The organism is Marilutibacter maris, assembly GCF_006546735.2.
Lineage (GTDB): Bacteria > Pseudomonadota > Gammaproteobacteria > Xanthomonadales > Xanthomonadaceae > Marilutibacter > Marilutibacter maris.
Genome location: NZ_VICD02000120.1, coordinates 1 through 16,799, shown reverse-complemented (window position 1 = coordinate 16,799; position 16,799 = coordinate 1). Strand labels below are relative to the sequence as shown.

At 69.9% G+C, this 16,799-nt stretch carries 14 protein-coding genes and 1 pseudogene; 1 reads left to right on the top strand and 14 read right to left on the bottom strand.

The features are described 5' to 3' along the window. From FKV24_RS07730 to FKV24_RS07700, 7 genes and pseudogenes are all read right to left on the bottom strand, one after another. The coding region (locus tag FKV24_RS07730; protein ID WP_141481964.1) for a septal ring lytic transglycosylase RlpA family protein at nt 1-721 on the bottom strand (721 nt) is incomplete at its 3' end. A gap of 67 nt (nt 722-788) precedes the next feature. Further along, on the bottom strand, nt 789-2,012 hold the full coding sequence (gene mltB, locus FKV24_RS07725) for a lytic murein transglycosylase B (protein WP_141481963.1): 1,224 nt from the start codon (nt 2,010-2,012) through the stop codon (nt 789-791). 113 nt (nt 2,013-2,125) lie between these two features. After that, entirely contained in the window at nt 2,126-3,238 is a 1,113-nt protein-coding gene (gene rodA / locus FKV24_RS07720; protein ID WP_141481962.1) for a rod shape-determining protein RodA, read from the bottom strand. 32 nt (nt 3,239-3,270) lie between these two features. Next, nucleotides 3,271-5,142 (bottom strand): annotated as a pseudogene (gene mrdA, locus FKV24_RS07715) (penicillin-binding protein 2); the annotation flags it as partial. Between the two features lie 4 nt (nt 5,143-5,146). After that, nucleotides 5,147-5,626, bottom strand: a complete 480-nt coding sequence (gene mreD / locus FKV24_RS07710; RefSeq protein ID WP_111265386.1) for a rod shape-determining protein MreD — start codon at nt 5,624-5,626, stop codon at nt 5,147-5,149. Next, nucleotides 5,623-6,642: a rod shape-determining protein MreC gene (gene mreC, locus FKV24_RS07705; RefSeq protein WP_141481960.1), complete on the bottom strand. Its 1,020-nt coding sequence runs from the start codon at nt 6,640-6,642 to the stop codon at nt 5,623-5,625. Before mreC ends, mreD begins: the two co-directional genes overlap by 4 nt. Before the next feature lie 221 nt (nt 6,643-6,863). Beyond that, a complete protein-coding gene (locus tag FKV24_RS07700) occupies nt 6,864-7,910 on the bottom strand; it encodes a rod shape-determining protein (protein ID WP_111265385.1) in 1,047 nt (348 codons plus the stop codon). Between the two features lie 299 nt (nt 7,911-8,209). Here FKV24_RS07700 and FKV24_RS07695 point away from each other — a divergent pair, with 299 nt between their 5' ends. Further along, complete coding sequence (locus FKV24_RS07695) at nt 8,210-9,142, top strand: carbohydrate kinase family protein (RefSeq protein ID WP_141481959.1); 933 nt, start codon at nt 8,210-8,212, stop codon at nt 9,140-9,142. 377 nt (nt 9,143-9,519) lie between these two features. On the opposite strand, the gene FKV24_RS07690 is transcribed toward FKV24_RS07695, so the two are convergent. The 7 genes from FKV24_RS07690 to ubiE form a co-directional block, all read right to left on the bottom strand. Continuing rightward, nucleotides 9,520-9,987: an aminoacyl-tRNA deacylase gene (locus FKV24_RS07690; protein WP_170288244.1), complete on the bottom strand. Its 468-nt coding sequence runs from the start codon at nt 9,985-9,987 to the stop codon at nt 9,520-9,522. A 189-nt stretch (nt 9,988-10,176) separates the two neighbouring features. Further along, complete coding sequence (locus tag FKV24_RS07685; protein WP_141481958.1) at nt 10,177-10,872, bottom strand: hypothetical protein; 696 nt, start codon at nt 10,870-10,872, stop codon at nt 10,177-10,179. A 1-nt stretch (nt 10,873) separates the two neighbouring features. After that, complete coding sequence (locus FKV24_RS07680) at nt 10,874-11,632, bottom strand: hypothetical protein (protein WP_249040959.1); 759 nt, start codon at nt 11,630-11,632, stop codon at nt 10,874-10,876. Further along, the gene (locus FKV24_RS07675; RefSeq protein WP_223250253.1) at nt 11,629-12,582 is read right to left on the bottom strand and encodes an alpha/beta fold hydrolase; all 954 of its coding nucleotides are present in this window, start codon (nt 12,580-12,582) and stop codon (nt 11,629-11,631) included. Before FKV24_RS07675 ends, FKV24_RS07680 begins: the two co-directional genes overlap by 4 nt. A 60-nt stretch (nt 12,583-12,642) precedes the next feature. Continuing rightward, nucleotides 12,643-14,598, bottom strand: coding sequence for a M1 family metallopeptidase (locus FKV24_RS07670; RefSeq protein ID WP_111265380.1), 1,956 nt, complete (start codon nt 14,596-14,598; stop codon nt 12,643-12,645). A gap of 43 nt (nt 14,599-14,641) precedes the next feature. Then, complete coding sequence (locus FKV24_RS07665; protein WP_141481957.1) at nt 14,642-15,556, bottom strand: DUF417 family protein; 915 nt, start codon at nt 15,554-15,556, stop codon at nt 14,642-14,644. A gap of 79 nt (nt 15,557-15,635) precedes the next feature. Then, nucleotides 15,636-16,406 carry a bifunctional demethylmenaquinone methyltransferase/2-methoxy-6-polyprenyl-1,4-benzoquinol methylase UbiE gene (gene ubiE, locus FKV24_RS07660; protein WP_141481956.1) on the bottom strand — a complete coding sequence of 257 codons (771 nt, stop codon included), beginning with the start codon at nt 16,404-16,406 and terminating at the stop codon, nt 15,636-15,638. Nucleotides 16,407-16,799 lie beyond the last annotated feature (393 nt).

Sequence of the window (16,799 nt, the reverse complement as noted above, 5' to 3'; positions counted from 1 at the left end):
CCGGCTGCGCGGCAAGCACCGTCGGCGCCTCCTCGCCCGGGGTCAGCGCGCGCACTTCGACCCGCCCGGTGCCCTTCTGGACGATGTCCAGCTTGACCGCGGCCGCGTAGCTGAGATCGATGACGCGGCCCTCGTGGAACGGTCCGCGATCGTTCACCCGCACCACCACCGACCGGCCGTTGTCGAGGTTGGTCACCCGCGCGAAGCTCGGCAGCGGCAGGGTCTTGTGGGCGGCGGTGAACGCGTACATGTCGTACACCTCCATGTTGGAGGTGCGGCGGCCGTGGAACTTCTGGCCGTAATAGGACGCCCGGCCCTCTTCGACGTAGCCGTGCGCGTCGTCCATCACGCGATAGCGCTTGCCCAGCACGGTGTAGGTCGGCCGGTTGCCGACCGCCGAGCGCGGCTCGGCGACGACCTCCGGCTCGGGGATCGCGTCGACGTCGGGCACGTGGTCGGGCGTGCTGTCGGCGACGCCGGGCCGGTACAGGCCGCCGGCGGTGTAGTGGCCACGGGTATTGGGGTCTTCCTGCGCCGGGGCGTAGGGCGAGACCTTGCGCCCGTTCGCGGACGCGCGAGCGCCCTGGCCGGAGGCGCCGGGCTCGGACTTCTTCGGCGTCCCGGCGCAGGCGACCAGACCCAGCGCCACCGCCGCCGCCAGCGCGAACCTGCCGACGGTCCCCGGACGGGCGCCCGCGGGAGCCGGCGCGCGCGCCCTCATGCGTCCATACCCCGTGCGTTTGCCATCCAGGCGCGGGTCATCCCATGACCGTGGACGGGCGCGTTTCTCATGCGTCGTCGCGACTCGCCGCCGGTCTCGCCGCGGCCAGCGGGTTCTCGCGCCCGGCGATCGCCTCGGACAGCTGGTAGACCGCCATCGCGTAGTGCTTGGAGATGTTGTAGCGGGTGATCGCGTAGAAGTTGCGGAACCCCAGCCAGTACTCCTTGCCGCCGACGCCATCCAGGTTCAGCGGGACCGCGTGCTCGGCGGCCGGAATCTCGGTCGCGGCGTGGTAGCCGCGCGCGGCCAGGTCGGACTGGGAGTAGACCGGCTCCAGGCCGTCGGGCTCGAAGTCGGGCGTGCCCGGATCGCGGGTCGCGCGCACCGTCACCGGGCCGCCCCGGACCCAGCCGCCCTTCTGCACGAAGTAGTTCGCGATCGAGGCGAACACGTCGTCGGTGCTGTTGAACAGGTCGCGCTTGCCGTCGCCGTTGCCGTCGACCGCGTACTCGCGGTAGCTCGACGGCATGAACTGGCCCCAGCCCATCGCCCCGGCATAGCTGCCGGTGAGCTTGGTGATGTCCAGGCCGGTCTCCTTGCCCAGCGCGAACAGCTGGGCCAGCTCGCCGCGGAAGAACGCCTCGCGGCGGTTCTCGCGGTCGGCCTTGGCCGGGTCGCCGCTGCGCGGGTAGAAGAACGCCAGCGTGTACAGCGCATCGAGCACCGGGTAGCTGCCGGTGTTGCGGCCGTAGCTGGTTTCCACGCCGATGATCGAGACGATGATCTCCGCCGGCACGCCGTAGCGGGCCTCGACCCCGGCCAGCTCGTCGCGGTGCCTGGCGAGGAAGGCCTGGCCGCCGTCGATGCGGGCCTGGCTGATGAAGATCGGCCGGTACTCGCTCCAGGGCTTGGCCTCGGCCGGGCGCGACATCGCCCGGATGATGCTGTCGCGCTTCTCCGCCTGCGACAGCACCGAGGCGATGGTGGCGGTGTCGATGCCGTACTTGTCGGCGGTGTCGCGGATGAACGCGGCGCGCGCCTGCTCCAGCGGCAGGCGCTCGACCGGCTCCGGCAATGCCGGGGTGCCCGGAGTCGGCGCGACCGTTGCCGCCGGCGCCGGATCGGCCGCCTTCACCGGGGCCTGCGGGGCCGGGGTGGCGGATTCGGCGGGGGCGACGGTCTGGTTGCCGTCGGCGGGGGCGGCCTGGGTCGCGCAGGCGACCAGGGCGAGGGAAAGGGCGCCGCTCAGGACGGCTCGGGTTCGACCCGTTTTCTGGATGCTTGCAGTCATCGCGGCGAGGTTAGCACGTGCGCTTTTGGGCCTGAACCGCATGCCCGGCCGGTTCGCGCGCCTGGTCAGGTCGCGTTGTCGTTCGCATTCATCCCGCATCCGCGCACGCGCGCTCAACGCGCATGCACGGGACGGTGCACGCGCACCGCCATCACCACGCCCAGGCCGGCCAGCAGCGACACCGCCGAGGTGCCGCCATAGCTCAGCAGCGGCATCGGCACGCCGACCACCGGCAGCAGCCCGGCGATCATGCCGCCGTTGACGATCACGTAGACGCAGAACGCCAGCCCCAGCGAACCGGCCAGCAGTCGCGAATAGCCGTCGCGCGCGCCGGCCGCGATCCACAGGCAGCGGCCGACCACGAACATGTACAGGGCCAGCACCACCGCCACCCCGATCCAGCCGAACTCCTCGCTGAGCACCGCGAAGATGAAGTCGGTGGTGTGCTCGGGGATGTAGTTCAGATGCGACTGGCTGCCCTGCCCCCAACCCTTGCCGGACAGCCCCCCGGCGCCGATCGCGATCTTCGACTGGATGATGTTCCAGCCGGTGCCCAGCGGGTCGGATTCGGGATCGAGGAAGGTCAGGATGCGGTCCTTCTGGTACGGCTTGAGCAGCCAGAACCACGCCACCGGCGCGACCGCGGCGACGCCGGCGAAGGCCATCCCGAACCACCACCACGGCAACCCCGACAGATACAGCGCGAACGCGCCGCTGGTCGCGACCAGCATCGCCGTGCCGAAGTCCGGCTGCAGCAGGATCAGTCCGGTCGGCACCGCGATGATCGCCACGGCCACCAGCACGGTATCCAGCCGCGGCGGCAACGGCCGGCTGTTCAGATACCACGCGGCCATCATCGGCAGGCTCAGCTTGAGCAGTTCGGCCGGCTGGAAATAGAACACGCCCAGATTGATCCAGTGCGAGCCGTGCTTGCCGGTGCCGATGAACAGCACCGCCAGCAACGGCACCAGCGACAATCCGAACACCAGCGGCGTCCAGTTGCGCAGCTGCGCCGGCGACACCCGCGACAGCGCCCACAACGCGCCCAGGCCGACCGCGAAGCGCCCGCCCTGGGCGATGACCAGCGACATCGACTGCCCGCCGGCGCTGTACAGCACCGCCAGGCCGATCCCCATCAGCGCCAGCAGCGCGGCCAGCAGCGGCCAGTCCAGGGTGCGGGCGAAACGCGCCGTCAGGTCGAGCAGCCAGCGCAGGATCAGGCTCATTCGTGCGCCTCCGCGGCCACGGCGGCGCTAGCGGCATCCGCCCCGATGTCATCGGCCGGCGGCTCCGGCAGCTTGTCCAGCAGCCAGGCGTCGAGGATCTTGCGCGCGATCGGCGCCGCGGTGCTGCCGCCGTAGCCGCCGCCCTCCACCGCCACCGCCACCGCGATGCTCGGCGCCTCGACCGGGGCGAAGCCGACGAACAACGAGCGGTGACGCAGGTGCAGCGGCAGGCTGCGCGGATTGACCGCGGCATTGTCGCGGCGGCTGGCGACCTGGGCGGTGCCGGTCTTGCCCGCCATCGTGTAACGGGCATCGGAGGCGATCCGCCAGGCGGTGCCGCCGGGCTGCATGGTCGCCATCATGCCCTCGCGGATCACCTGCACATGCGCCGCGCTGGGGCTGATCGGCACGCCGGGCGGCTGCTGCAGCGGGGTCCAGGGGGCGTCGAAGCCGTGCCGCTCCTCCTTCACCAGGTGCGGCCGGCGCAACCGGCCGTCGGCGATGCCGGCGATGGCGCGGACCAGTTGCAGCGGGGTCACCTTCCAGTCGCCCTGACCGATGCTGATGTTGACCGTGTCGCCGGGGTACCAGCGCTCGCGGCGGCTGCTCATCTTGTACTCGGGCGACGGCAGGATGCCGCCGATCTCGCCGACCAGATCGACCCCGGTCGGCTCGCCGAAGCCATAGCGCCGCATGTACTCGTCGAACTGCTCGATGCCCATGTCCAGCGCCAGCTGGTAGTAATAGGTGTTGACCGATTGCGAGATCGACTTGCGCAGGTCGGTCCAGCCGTGCCCGCCGCGGTGCGAGTCGCCCCAGCCGCGGCTGACGCCGGGCAGGTAGAACATGCCGGTCGACATCACCTTGTCCTCGGGCGTGCGCGCGCCACTGTCCAGGCCCGCCAGCGCGATCAGCGGCTTGAGCGTGGAGCCCGGCGCCACACCGCCGAGCACCAGCCGATTGAACAACGGCCGCGACTGGTTCTCGATCAGCGCCTTGTAGTCGGCATGCGAGATGCCGTTGACGAACAGGTTGGTGTCGTAGCCGGGCAGGCTGACCATCGCCAGCACCTCGCCGGTGCCCGGATCGATCGCGATCGCCGACCCTTCGTACTCGCCGAACGCCTCCATCATCGCCCGTTGCAGGTCCAGGTCGATGCTCAGCCGCAGGTCGGCGCCGGGAACCGCCGGAACCCGCCCGACCACGCCCATCGAGCGTCCGTCGACATTGGTCTCGACCTTCTCGTAACCGACACCGCCGCGCAGCGCTTCCTCGTAGGCGCGCTCGACGCCGGTCTTGCCGATATGGGTCAACGCCGCGTTGGCCTCGCCCAGGGTCTGCAGGTCCTCTTCGTCGACCCGGCCGACATAGCCGATCACGTGCGACAGCAGCTCGCCATGGGGGTAGCGCCGGTTGAGATAGGAGACCAGCTCCACTCCGGGATAGCGCCAGCGATCGACCGCGAAGCGCGCGGCCTCCTCCTCGCTGACCCTCAGCTTGAGGGTGATCGGGCGGAAACCGCGGGTCGCGCGGCGGGTCTTGTCGAAGTGCTCGATCTCCTCCTCGGTCAACGAGAACAGCGCCGCCAGCCCGGGCATCCAGCGCTCGGGGTCGCCGGCCTCCTCCGGGGTCACGTCGAGGCGGAACGCCGGCACGTTGTCGGCGAGGATGCGGCCGTTGCGGTCGTAGATGATCCCGCGCGCCGGCACCACCGGCCGCAGCTTGATGCGGTTGGCCTCCGAGCGGGTCGCATATTCGTCGTGCTGCAGCAGTTGCAGCTTGAAGTACCAGCCCGCGAGCACGCCCAGCGCGGCGACCACGCCGGCGAACGCGAGCAAGGCACGGCGGCGGAACTGCTCGGCCTCGGCGTGGGTGTTCTTGATGACGCGGCGGCGCGGTCCCATGTCGCTACGGCCTGTGGCCCTGCCGTGCAGCGGTGATCAGCAGGAAGACCACCGGCCACAGCAGCATCCCCAGCAACGGCGCCAGCCAGATCAGGTGCGGGGTCGGAGGCAGCTTGAGCGCCGCGTGCAGCACCCAGACCAGGACCCGGTCGTTGAGCAGCAGGCCGCCGATCGCCAGCGCCTGCTGCGACATCGGGAAGAACCGCAGGCGGGCGCGGAACCGCTGCAGGATGTAGGCCATCACCACCAGTCGCAACGCCTGCTCGCCGAGCAGGCCGCCAAAGGCGAGATCGGCGAACAGGCCGACGATGAAGGCGAAGCCCAGGCCGCGCCGGTCCGGGTCCTCGATCACCCAGTAGGCGACCACCAGCGCGAGCCAGTACGGCCGCAGCGGCTGTATCGCCGGCGGCAGCGGCAGCAGCCCCAGCAACAGCGCCAGCACGATGCTGACCGGCATCACCCAGTGGCGGCGCGCACGGCTCATCGGCGCGGCTCCGTCGGCGCCGGCGCGGCGGCGGCGCGGTCTTCCTGGCTGCCGTCCCCGCGGGCGTCGGGGCCATCGGTGCGATCGGGTGGGGCGGCGTCGCTACCGGCCTCGCCGGCCGGGTTCCCCGCGGCCATGTCCCCGTCCGGCGCCGTGGCGGCGTCCGGCGGCGGCACCGGCACGTCGCGCAACAGCAGCACATTGCGGCCACGGTCGAGCTGGGCGGCCGGACGCAGTTCGCCAAGCAGGAACGCGCGGCTGTCGTCGGGCTGCAGCGATGCGATGGTCCCGACCAGGAAGCCGGCGGGGAAACGCCCGCCCAGGCCGGAACTGACCACGGTGTCGCCGACCTTGATGTCGCTGGACATCGGAATGCTGGGCAGCTCCAGGCGATCGCTCTGGCCGGTGCCGTAGGCGACCAGGCGGATGCCATTGCGGGCGACCGTCACCGGGATCGCATGCGAGGCGTCGGTCAGCAGCAGCACCGTCGCATGCATCGGCGTGGTCTCGATCACCTGGCCCATCAGCCCGCCGGCGTCGATCACGCTCTGGCCGACGCTGACGCCGTCGCCGCTGCCGGCATCGACGACCAAGCGCTGGCGGGTCGGGTCCAGATCGATGTCGAGGATCGCCGCCAGTTGCACGTCGAGACCGCCGCGCTCGGCCGCGCCCATCAGCTCGCGCAGGCGCTGGTTCTCGGCCGATACCGCCTGCAACCGCGCCAGCCGCGCGTTGTTGACCAGCGCCTCGTTGCGCAGGCGGGCGTTCTCGGCGGTCAGCTGGCTCAGGGTGCCGGCATCGGCCTGGACCTTGTCGACGATCTGCCCGGGCCAGCCGGCGACCATCCACAGCGGCTGCACCAGCACGTTGGCCTGCTCGCGCGCCTTGTCGAGCCAGCCGCCGCGATGGTCGAGCACGATCAGCACCATCGCCAGCGCCAGGTAGGCCAGCAGCCAGAGCGTCCCGGTGACTTCACCGGATCGGTTTGGCGTGGTGGGGCCGGCGTAGGAGGGCACGTCAGGCGAGTCGGGAGTATGCGGCAGTGAGTAGGAAGTGTAGCGACCGCCCCGGCTCCGGACTCGAAAACCAAAAGCCTGGATGGAGACGGAGCACGGCTCTGGCCCATGGAAGGGCCAACGCAAACGGTCCTACCGTTTGCGGCGCCGGGCGGAAACCACGCTTTTCGCCCGGCGCTCCGGACCAGGCCACGGAGGGCCCGTATCCGAAAACGATAATGCTATTCCGGCGCGAAGAACTCGTTGCCGTGCATGTCGACCAGCTCCAGCGCGCGACCGCCGCCGCGGGCGACGCAGGTCAGCGGGTCGTCGGCGACCTGCACGTGCAGGCCGGTCTCGTCGCTGATCAGCTTGTCGAGGTCGCGCAGCAGGGCGCCGCCGCCGGTCAGCACGATGCCACGCTCGGCGACGTCGGCGCACAGCTCCGGCGGGGTCTGCTCCAGCGCCAGCTTGATCGCGGCGACGATCCCCGACAGCGGTTCGCGCAGCGCCTCCAGCACCTCGTTGGCGTTGAGGGTGACCATCTTCGGCACACCCTCGGCCAGGTTGCGCCCCGACACCTCCATCGTGCGGGCGTCGTCCTGCGGACAGGCGCAACCGATCTCCAGCTTGATCCGCTCGGCCGTGGCCTCGCCGATCAGGGTGCCGTAGGTGCGGCGCACGTAGTTGATGATCGCCTCGTCGAAGCGGTCGCCGCCGATCCGCGCCGAGGCCGAGTAGACGATGCCGTTGAGCGAGATCACCGCCACTTCCGAGGTGCCGCCGCCGATGTCGACGACCATCGAGCCGCGCGCCTCGGTGACCGGCATGCCGGCGCCGATCGCGGCCGCCATCGGCTCCTCGATCAGGTAGACCTCGCGCGCGCCGGCCTCCTCGGCCGATTCCTTGATCGCGCGGCGCTCGACATTGGTCGAGCCGCAGGGCACGCAAACCAGCACCCGGGGGCTCGGCCGCAGCACGCGCGACTTGTGCACCTTCTTGATGAAGGTCTTGAGCATCTCCTCGGTGTAGGTGAAGTCGGCGATCACGCCATCCTTCATCGGCCGGATCGTGGTGATGTTGCCGGGCGTGCGGCCAAGCATCTGCTTGGCGTCGCTGCCGACCGCGGCCACGCTGCGGGTGCCGCCGACCATCCGGTCCTGGCGCACCGCCACCACCGATGGCTCGTTCAGCACGATGCCTTGGCCGCGGACATAGATCAGGGTGTTGGCCGTGCCCAGGTCGATGGACAGGTCGTTGGAGAACATGCCGCGAAACTTCTTGAACATCGGGGAACGGGCCGTCTTTGAGGAGCACAGGGGTGGCCGGCTAGCCTACCTGCCGTCCCCCCGCCGGGCAAGGAGAAAACCGCGCCAAATCACGGTCTGCGGGGATTTCCGGGGCGCGCCGGCACCCGCTCCGGAACCCTCACCCCCTGTTCAGGCTGGCCGGGCGCGCGCCCAGCCGCTAACCTTGTCGGGTTTGCGCGCCGGCCCGACCGGCGGCCGGGCCGTCCAGCGCACGTCGATCGGCCCGTTCCTCCAATCCGCACCGGTGGCCCCGCGCCGCCCCCTGCCCGGTACTTCCGATGTCCGCTCTGATCTGTGGCTCGCTGGCCTACGACACCATCATGGTCTTCCCCGACCAGTTCAAGAACCACATCCTGCCGGACAAGGTGCACATCCTGAACGTGTCGTTCCTGGTCCCGCGCATGCGCCGCGAGTTCGGCGGCTGCGCCGGCAACATCGCCTACAACCTCAAGCTGCTCGGCGGCGACCCGATTCCGATGGCGACCGTCGGCCAGGACTTCGGCCCCTACCGCGAGTGGTTCGAGGAGCACGAGATCCGTCTCGACCAGATCAAGGTGATCGACGAGCTGTTCACCCCGCAGGCCTTCATCACCACCGACCACGACAACAACCAGATCACCGCCTTCCATCCGGGCGCGATGATGCGCAGCTACGAGAACCACGTGAAGGACGTGGCCGGCGTGACCTTCGGCATCGTCAGCCCCGATGGCCGCGAGGGCATGCTGCAGAACGCGCGGGAGTTCGCCGAGGGCGGCATTCCCTTCATCTTCGATCCGGGCCAGGCGATGCCGCTGTTCAACGGCGAGGAACTGCGCGGCTTCATCGAGCAGGCCGACTACGTGACCGTCAACGACTACGAGTCCAACCTGCTGCAGGAGCGCACCGGCTGGTGCGAGAAGGAGATCGTCAAGCGGGTCAAGGCCTACATCACCACCCAGGGCCCGAAGGGCGCGATCATCCATACCCCGGACCAGTCCTACACCGTGCCGCCGGCGCACGAGCGCCGGGTCACCGACCCGACCGGCTGCGGCGACGCGTTCCGCGCCGGCCTGATCTACGGCATCGAGAAGGGCTACGACTGGATGACGATCGGCCGCATCGGCAATCTGATGGGCGCGCTCAAGGTCGAACATCCCGGCACCCAGAACCAGCGCTTCGACTACGACGAGTTCGCCGAGCAGTTCCGCCAACAGTTCGGCTACGCGCTGTAAGGGCCGTCGACCGGCAACACCGGTTCGCGTTCGCATCGGCGATGCGAGTCGCCCCCGAGAGGCCAAGACTTCAGCGACTTGCGCCGTCCTACATGAGAAGCCATCGCTTCTGTAGGAGCTGCGTAAGCTGCGACCAGGTCTTCCCATGAAAGCCCCATCGCGGCTCACGCCGCTCCTACGGTATGAACAGGCGTGGTCCAGCCCCCTGAGTCAGGGGGCGATTCGCGCATAGCGCGAATGGGGGTGTGGATGCGCAACGGCGGGGCCCAAGGTTTGCGAAGCAAACTTGGGGGATTCCCGGGCGCAGCCCGGGGATCGCGGCTTACGCCGCTCCTACGATCGGGTCCAGCCTGGTCGGTGGCTCATCGAGGCAACCGTCACATCACATAGGCCAGCCACAGCATCTCCGGTTCGGCCAGCTTCTCGAACGCCTTGTACGGCATCGTGACGGCCTCGATATGGGTGCCGGCGTTGAAGGTGATCTCCTTCTGCCGGGCCAGCCGCGAATCGACGTAGACCGGCATGTCGTATAGATGGCCGAACGGCGGCATCGCGCCCAGCTCGCAGTCGGGGAAGGCGTCGCGGAACTCGGACTCCTCGGCCAGTTCGACCTCGGCCTCGCCCAGCGCGCGCGACAGCCGGGTCAGGTCGACGCGGTAGGCCGCCGGCATCACCAGCATCGCCAGCCGGCCATCGACCTTGATCATCACCGTCTTGGCGAACAGCTCGCGGCTGACATGGGTGGCCGCGGCGGTGTCGTGCGCGGTCACCGTGCGCTCGTGGACATGGGTGGTGTACGGCATGTGCCGGGTGTCGAGCAGGTTGTGCAGTCGGGGGGAGAGCATGGCGTTCTCCGAATGGCGTGCGACGCGCTCCAGGCGACGGCCGCCGCAGGGTTCGGGCGCGCGGGTCCAGCATCGCGCCACTGGGGGATGGGAATCCGTGAGGACGGGACGAGCCCGGGCCGCCCTTGCCGCATTCCGTGCCGCCAGCATCGCCCACGCCGCGCGATTGCGATGTCAACGCGGCGGGACTTATTCGGCCAACGGTACCCCTGCGCCGACGAACATCCGGTCGAGGCCGTCCTCGTCGCCCATGTCATGGGTCTGCCCGGGTCGCCCCAGCTGGCCATCGATCGCCACCGCGACCTGCCCGCAGCCGTAGCACAGCAGCACCTGGTACAGATGACCACCGGCGCGGAACTCGACCGCGTGCCGGTACTCGGCGATGCAGGCGAAGGCGTAGTCGGGGTCGGCCCCCAGCGACCGCAGTGCCGCGTCCAGCACCAGCGCGCGCTCGCCGGCGTCCTCCGGCACGACCTTGCCGAGGATGCGGTTGCCGTACAGGCAGGCGGCGCGAGCGCACCATTCCTGCTGGCTGCGCTCGGTCGCCGCCGACCGCTCGCGCAAGAACGACGCGTAATCCGGGGCGCCGTACTCGGGCATCGGGCCGTCGGAATCCGGCGGTCGCCACGGCTGCAGCGAGTACAGCGTCACCTCATCGGCCGCCTCCAACGCCGACAGCGCCGCCAGCGCCCGCCCACGCGGCGAATCCGGCGACGGCGGCACGGTCATTGTCTGCCGGACATCGGCCCAGCTGAGGTCACCGGGCTCGACGGCCGCCGCGGACATGCCCTCCGTTGCCGCCTCCACGCGCTCCGCTTCCGGCGTGCACGCGGCCAGCGACAGGATCAGCGCCAGCGCAGTCAGGACCCGCTGCGGGCCTGCCATGTCAGTTCCAGGCCGGCAGGTTTTCCGGGGCCAGGCCGCCGACCTCGAACACCACGGTGCGGGTGCCGCCGGCCTTGACCGGAAACTCGATCGCGATCGTCCTCGCCGCCTTGGCGGTTCGCCAGAGCATCATCTCGTCCTCGATGAACATCGCGATCGCCTCGTCGGTGCGCGGGCGGCTCGCGTCGACCCGGCGCGGCTCGCCGTCGTCGACCGCGAGTTTGACCTTGCAGCCACCGTAACAGTCGAAGTCGCCGGCCTGCAGCACCAGGTAGCTGCTGCGACCCCACTCCGGATTGTCGCGGAAAATCAGCTGGACCGGCTTGGCGCCGCTGCCGTCGGTATCGACCGGCTCGCGCGCATGGATCGACGCCGACACCTGCCGGCCGTCCTTGAACGGCTGGCTCTGGTAGGTCCACAGCGCGGTCAGGCGCTGGTTCTCGCGCTGCTCCACCGCCCTGGCCTTGGCCTCCTCGTACTGCGGCGCGATGCGCTCGGCGGCGGCGCTGCCCGGATAGTCGGCATTGAGGATGTCGCCATGCGCGCGGGCCAGGCTCCAGTTTTCCGCGGCGATCGCCTTGTCGAATTCGGCCGCCATCGCCTCGGCGGCCTGCTCGCGCGCCTGCGCCTGGGCGGCGCGCTCGGCTTCGGGGTCGGCCTGGGGCTGGCAGGCGCTCAGCACGGCGACGACGGCCAGGACGGCGGCGACGCGCGGCCAACCTGCGATCCTGGCGGCAAGGGGCGACGAATATGGCGTCATCGTGGTTGTCCTCGTTCGATCAGTGTATCGACCGCCGCGGCGACGCGGTCGGGGCGCTCCATCAGCGACATGTGGCCGCAGCCGTCGAGCAGCACCTCCCGCGCCTGCGGCATCTCGCGTGCGTACAGCGTCATCGCGCTGGCATCGATCACCGCGTCCTGCCGGCACCACAGCAGCAGCGCCGGCTGCCGGATCCGCGCCGCCGAGGCGCCGGGCAGGAACGCCTCGTCGCTGCGGCCGATACGGTCCAGCACCGTCTGTTCGAAAGCGGCGCTGGCGCGGCGCTGGTCGATGTAGATGCGGTCGGCCGGCCACGGCAGCCACGGCCGCGCGTCGGCGTCCTCGAACAACAGCCCGAGATAATGTTCGAGACTGGCCGAGTCGCCGACCGCGAACGGGTTCTCGCCGGCCAGTACGCGTTCGCCGAAGACGTTGGCCTGGAAGTACACGCCGGCCGCGGCCAGCAGGCCGACCCGGTCGACCTGGTCGGGATGTTCGGCCGCGGTCACCGCGGCGATGCCGCCGCCCATCGAATGGCCGAGCAGGACCCGTTCGCCGGCGCCGGCCGGAGCGAGGGTCTGGATGAAGCGCGCGACCCGCTGCGCTTGGGCGCGATAGCCCGGGTCGGCGCCGTTCTCGCGCGCACTCCCGTCCCCGCTCTCTTCCCTGCTCTCTCCCCACCCAGGCAGATCCGGGATCAGCAGGCGATAACGGCCGCGCAGGCGCTGCGCGAGCGGATACCAGTTTTCCTTGCTGCCGGTGAAGCCGTGCAGCATCACCACGGTCGCGGCGCCAGCCGGGGCGTCGTCGCTGTAGGCGTAGACCCAGCGGCTGCCGTCGATCTCGACGCTGGCCTTGTCGAGCCCGGCCGCCAGCCGCTGCGCCTGGTAGGCGACGCGGATCAGGCGGGCCGGTTCTTGCCACAGCGCGACGCCGGCCACCAAGGCCACGGCGCCTGCGACGAGCAGGGCCGTGGCGAGCAGGCGTCGGCGCCGCGTAGCCACCCGGGCTTACTTCGCGCCGTCGGCGTCCGCGCCCTTGGCCTCGGCGATCACCGACTCGACCGAAGCGGTGGTGATCGGGTGATAGCCCGGGCGCGCCTTGGCGAACACCGTCTCGGCCAGTTGCAGGCCCTCCGGCGTCTTCACCAGCTCGGCGTAGGTCGGCATGATCAGCTTGCGGCGGCCGATCTTCTCCAGGAACGCGGCAATCGCCTCGTTGGCCTCGGCATAGCCGCTGCGCACCGCCAGCGGATACCAGCGCTGGGCGATCTCGCCGTTCGGGGTGCCGGTGAAGCGGTAGGCGGCGTCCAGCGCGGCCAGCTGCGCGGTGTCCAGCGTCTGCGGCATGCCCTCGACGAAGTGCACCCACTCCTGGGTGACCCAGCCATCGGTCAGCGCCTTGTCCGGCACTGTGCCGTCGGCCAGCCATGCCGCGCGCGCGGCGTCGACCGCGTCGAAACGCGCCGACTCGGTCTTCGGCGCGCCGTCCGGAATGCCCGGCTCGTAGACCCACTGCTCGATCTCGGCCATCGTCACCTTGCCCGGATACTTCTCGACCAGATTCGGCTGCACGTACTCCAGGAACTTCGTGGTCGGGATGCTCTGGAACGCGAAGTGGTCGAAGTAGTCGCGCAGGAAGGCGTCGAAGTCGTCGCGGCCGAAGCGCTGCTCGAGGAACTGCAGGAACCACGCGCCCTTGGTGTAGACGGTCGCGCTGCTGGCGCCGTCGGGGTCGGACAGCGTGCCCGGACGCAACGCCAGCACCTGCAGCTTCGGATCCAGATCCTTGTACTCGGCGGCCAGTTCGTTGCGCGCGATCACGTTCTCCATGTCGGCCTGGGCCTTGCCGTACAGCTCCTCGACGATGCGGTTCTCGACGTAGCTGGTGAAGCCCTCGTTGAGCCAGCCGTCCTTCGGCGTGGAGAAGGTGACCAGGTTGCCCGACCAGCTGTGCGCCAGCTCGTGAGCGATCAGCGACACCAGCGACTTGTCGCCGACGATCACGGTCGGGGTGATGAAGCTCAGGCGCGGGTTCTCCATGCCGCCGTAGGGGAACGACGGCGGCAGCACCAGCATGTCGTAGCGCTCCCAGCGGTACGGGCCGTACAGCTTCTCGGTGACCTCGATCATCTTCTCGGTGTCGGCGAACTCGGCCACCGACTTGTCGACCGCGCTCGGCTCGGCCCAGACGCCGCTACGCCCGCTGATCGGCTTGAACACCAGGTCGCCGGCGGCGATCGCCAGCAGGTAGGACGGGATCGGCTGCGGCATCTTGAAGCTGTAGTCGCCGTCGCGCGCCGCCTTGGGATCGTTGTCGGCGCTCATCAGCACCATTGCGTCCTTGGGCGCGGTCACGTGCGCGGTATAGGTGAAGCGCACCCGCGGCGTGTCCTGCAGCGGCACCCAGGAGCGGGCGTGGATCTGCTGCGACTGGCTGAACATGAAGGGGGTCTTGCCGCCCTCGGTCATCGCCGGGGTCAGCCACTGCAGACCCGAGGCGTCCGGCGAGGTGGTGTAACTGACCCGGATGCGCGGATTGCGCTTGGGCGCGGCGATCGTGAGCTTGCTGCCGAGCACCTCGTCGGCGTCGTCGAGAACGAAGGTCAAATCGTCCCACTTGCCGTCCTCGCGCTCGCCGACGACCTTGTCGACGGTCAGGCCGCGGGTGTCCAGGATCAGCCGGCCGCCTTCGGGATCGACCCAGTCCAGGGTGTAGGTGGCACTGCCGGAGAGCTGGCGCTGGTCGAAGTCGACCTTCAGCGCCAGGGCCAGGTCCTTGATCCGGACCATGTCCGGCTCGGCATAGGAATACTCGTCCACTTCGGCCATCGCCTTCGCATCCGCGGTGGTGTCCGGAGCCGCGGTCGCGGCGGCGGTCGGGTCGGCCGGCGTCGCGGCCTGTTCGGAGGAGCAGCCGGCGGCAAGCGCGGCGGCGAGGCACAGGGTCAGCAGGGAAGAGCGCATACGCGGATTCACGGGATACGGATGAACGCCCGAGTTTAGCGCCTCATCCGCGCGCGGGCATGGCCGGGTCTGCCAGCTCGCCCGACGGCCGTCCCGCCAGCAGCAGCAAGGCGCCGGCCAGCAGGCCCAGGTCCTTGAGCAGGAACTGGCCGGTGCCGGCGACGAACGGGAAGCCATGGCCTGGCGCCCATCCCGGGGTGGAGAACAGGAAGCTGTTGGTCAGCAGGTAGGTCAACGCCGCCGCCAGCAGCCCCCACCCGGCCACGCGCGGCCGCCACGGCCACGCTGCGATCAGCGCCGCGGTCGCCAGCTCGATCACCCCGATCAGGTTGGACGCACCGCGCACATCGACAAAGCCGTACAGCCAGGCGAACAGCGGGCTGTTGCGCATCAGCCCCTCCACGCCCTGCGCCTCGTAGGCGGTGAACTTCAGCAGGCCGATCCAGACCAGCACCAGCAATTGTCCGGCCCACAGCAGCCACAGCGCGCTCCGCGTCGCGCCGGCATGACCGCGCCAACGCGCCCACAGCGCCAGGCCCAGCGCGCCCAGTCCGAGATGCTTGAGCAGGCCCTGGCCGGCGCCGAGGAACGGGAAGCCGCCGTAGGGCGCGTCGTTGACCCACATCGCAGGGCTGGCCAGGGTCGCCATCTGCAGCCACCAGAAGCCGGCCACCGCCAGTGCGAAGCCGGCGCGGAGGCGGTCCGGCCACAGCGGCAGCAGGCCCAGCGCCAGCAACAGCTGCACCGCGCCCATGCCGCTGGCGATCGCGGTCGCGTCGTCGGCCGACAGCCCGCCGCGGCTGGCCAGCGCCTCGGCCGAGAACGGCAACAAGCCCATCGCCCCGAACCACAGCAGCAGGACGATGCTGATGACGGTGGCGAACGGCCAGGCCACCCGCTCGATGGCGGTGGCAACGGGCAGGGGCAGCGCGGGGATTGCGGGAATGGACGCGGACATCGGGGCGGCTCCGGAGCGGACCCTCGACAATTACGTCCGCGGCGGCCGCGGGGTTACACGTGCGCGGCGCTTGTCCCGCTCAGACCTTGTAGCCGGTATGGATCGCGCAGATGCCCGCGGACAGGTTGCGGTAACCGCAGCGGGCGAAGCCGGCGGCCTCCATCATCGCCTTCAGCGTCTCCTGCGGCGGGTGCTTGCGGATGCTCTCGGCCAGGTACTGGTAGCTGTCGCGGTCGTTGGCGAACACCCGGCCCAGCGCCGGCATCACCTTGAACGAGTGGAAGTCGTAAAGCGGCTTGAACCAGTCGGCCTTGACCTCGGAGAACTCCAGCACCCGCGCCTGCCCGCCGACCTTGAGCACGCGCTGCATCTCGCGCAGCGCGGCGTCCTTGTCGGTGACGTTGCGCAGGCCGAAGGCGATCGTGACCAGGTCGAAGCTGGCACCCGGGAACGGCAGCTTCTCGGCGTTCATCTGCACGTACTCGAAGCCGGCGACCTTGCCCATGTCGGTCATCCGGTCGCGCCCCACGCGCAGCATCTCACCGTTGATGTCGCCCAGCACGATGCTGCCGGTCTCGCCGACGCGGTCGCGCAGCAACAGGGCGATGTCGCCGGTGCCGCCGGCCAGGTCGAGCACACGGTCGCCGCGGCGGACCTGGGCGGTGGCGACGAAGTAGCGCTTCCAGACCCGGTGGATGCCGAAGCTCATCAGGTCGTTCATCAGGTCGTACTTGCCGGCGACCGAGGAAAACACCTCGCCGACCAGCTTCTGCTTGTCGCCGACCGGCACGTCGCGGAAACCGAAGTGGGTGGTGTCGGAGGTTTCGGGCTTGGAAGGCTGCTCGTTCATGCGCGAATTGTCGCCGATCCGGCGGCAAAAGTCCGTTGCACCGCGCCCCCGCAGGAGTGCCGTAAGCCGCGAGGGCCTTCCCATGAAGGCCCCATCGCGGCTCACGCCGCTCCTACGAAGAGCGTTTGCCCAGCCCATGAGCCCAGCCCCCTGAGTCAGGGGGCGATTCGCGCGCAGCGCGAATGGGGGTGTGGGGGTGCAACGGCGGGGCCCGAGGTTTGCGAAGCAAACCTTGGGAGATATCCGGGCGCAGCCGGATATCGTTCCCCCTGAGTCAGGGGGCGATTCGCGCGCAGCGCGAATGGGGGTCTGGCAGCGCAACGGCGGGGCCCGAGGTTTGCGCAGCAAACCTTGGGAGATATCCGGGCGCAGCCGGATATCGTTCCCCCCCTG

Excerpts from the sequence above, each read along its gene's own strand:
- mltB (WP_141481963.1), bottom strand. The coding sequence starts at position 2,012 with ATGACTGCAAGCATCCAGAAAACGGGTCGAACCCGAGCCGTCCTGAGC.
- rodA (WP_141481962.1), bottom strand. The coding sequence starts at position 3,238 with ATGAGCCTGATCCTGCGCTGGCTGCTCGACCTGACGGCGCGTTTCGCC.
- mreD (WP_111265386.1), bottom strand. The coding sequence starts at position 5,626 with ATGAGCCGTGCGCGCCGCCACTGGGTGATGCCGGTCAGCATCGTGCTG.
- FKV24_RS07700 (WP_111265385.1), bottom strand. The coding sequence starts at position 7,910 with ATGTTCAAGAAGTTTCGCGGCATGTTCTCCAACGACCTGTCCATCGAC.
- FKV24_RS07695 (WP_141481959.1), top strand. The coding sequence starts at position 8,210 with ATGTCCGCTCTGATCTGTGGCTCGCTGGCCTACGACACCATCATGGTC.
- FKV24_RS07690 (WP_170288244.1), bottom strand. The coding sequence starts at position 9,987 with ATGCTCTCCCCCCGACTGCACAACCTGCTCGACACCCGGCACATGCCG.
- FKV24_RS07685 (WP_141481958.1), bottom strand. The coding sequence starts at position 10,872 with ATGGCAGGCCCGCAGCGGGTCCTGACTGCGCTGGCGCTGATCCTGTCG.
- FKV24_RS07680 (WP_249040959.1), bottom strand. The coding sequence starts at position 11,632 with ATGACGCCATATTCGTCGCCCCTTGCCGCCAGGATCGCAGGTTGGCCG.
- FKV24_RS07670 (WP_111265380.1), bottom strand. The coding sequence starts at position 14,598 with ATGCGCTCTTCCCTGCTGACCCTGTGCCTCGCCGCCGCGCTTGCCGCC.
- FKV24_RS07665 (WP_141481957.1), bottom strand. The coding sequence starts at position 15,556 with ATGTCCGCGTCCATTCCCGCAATCCCCGCGCTGCCCCTGCCCGTTGCC.
- ubiE (WP_141481956.1), bottom strand. The coding sequence starts at position 16,406 with ATGAACGAGCAGCCTTCCAAGCCCGAAACCTCCGACACCACCCACTTC.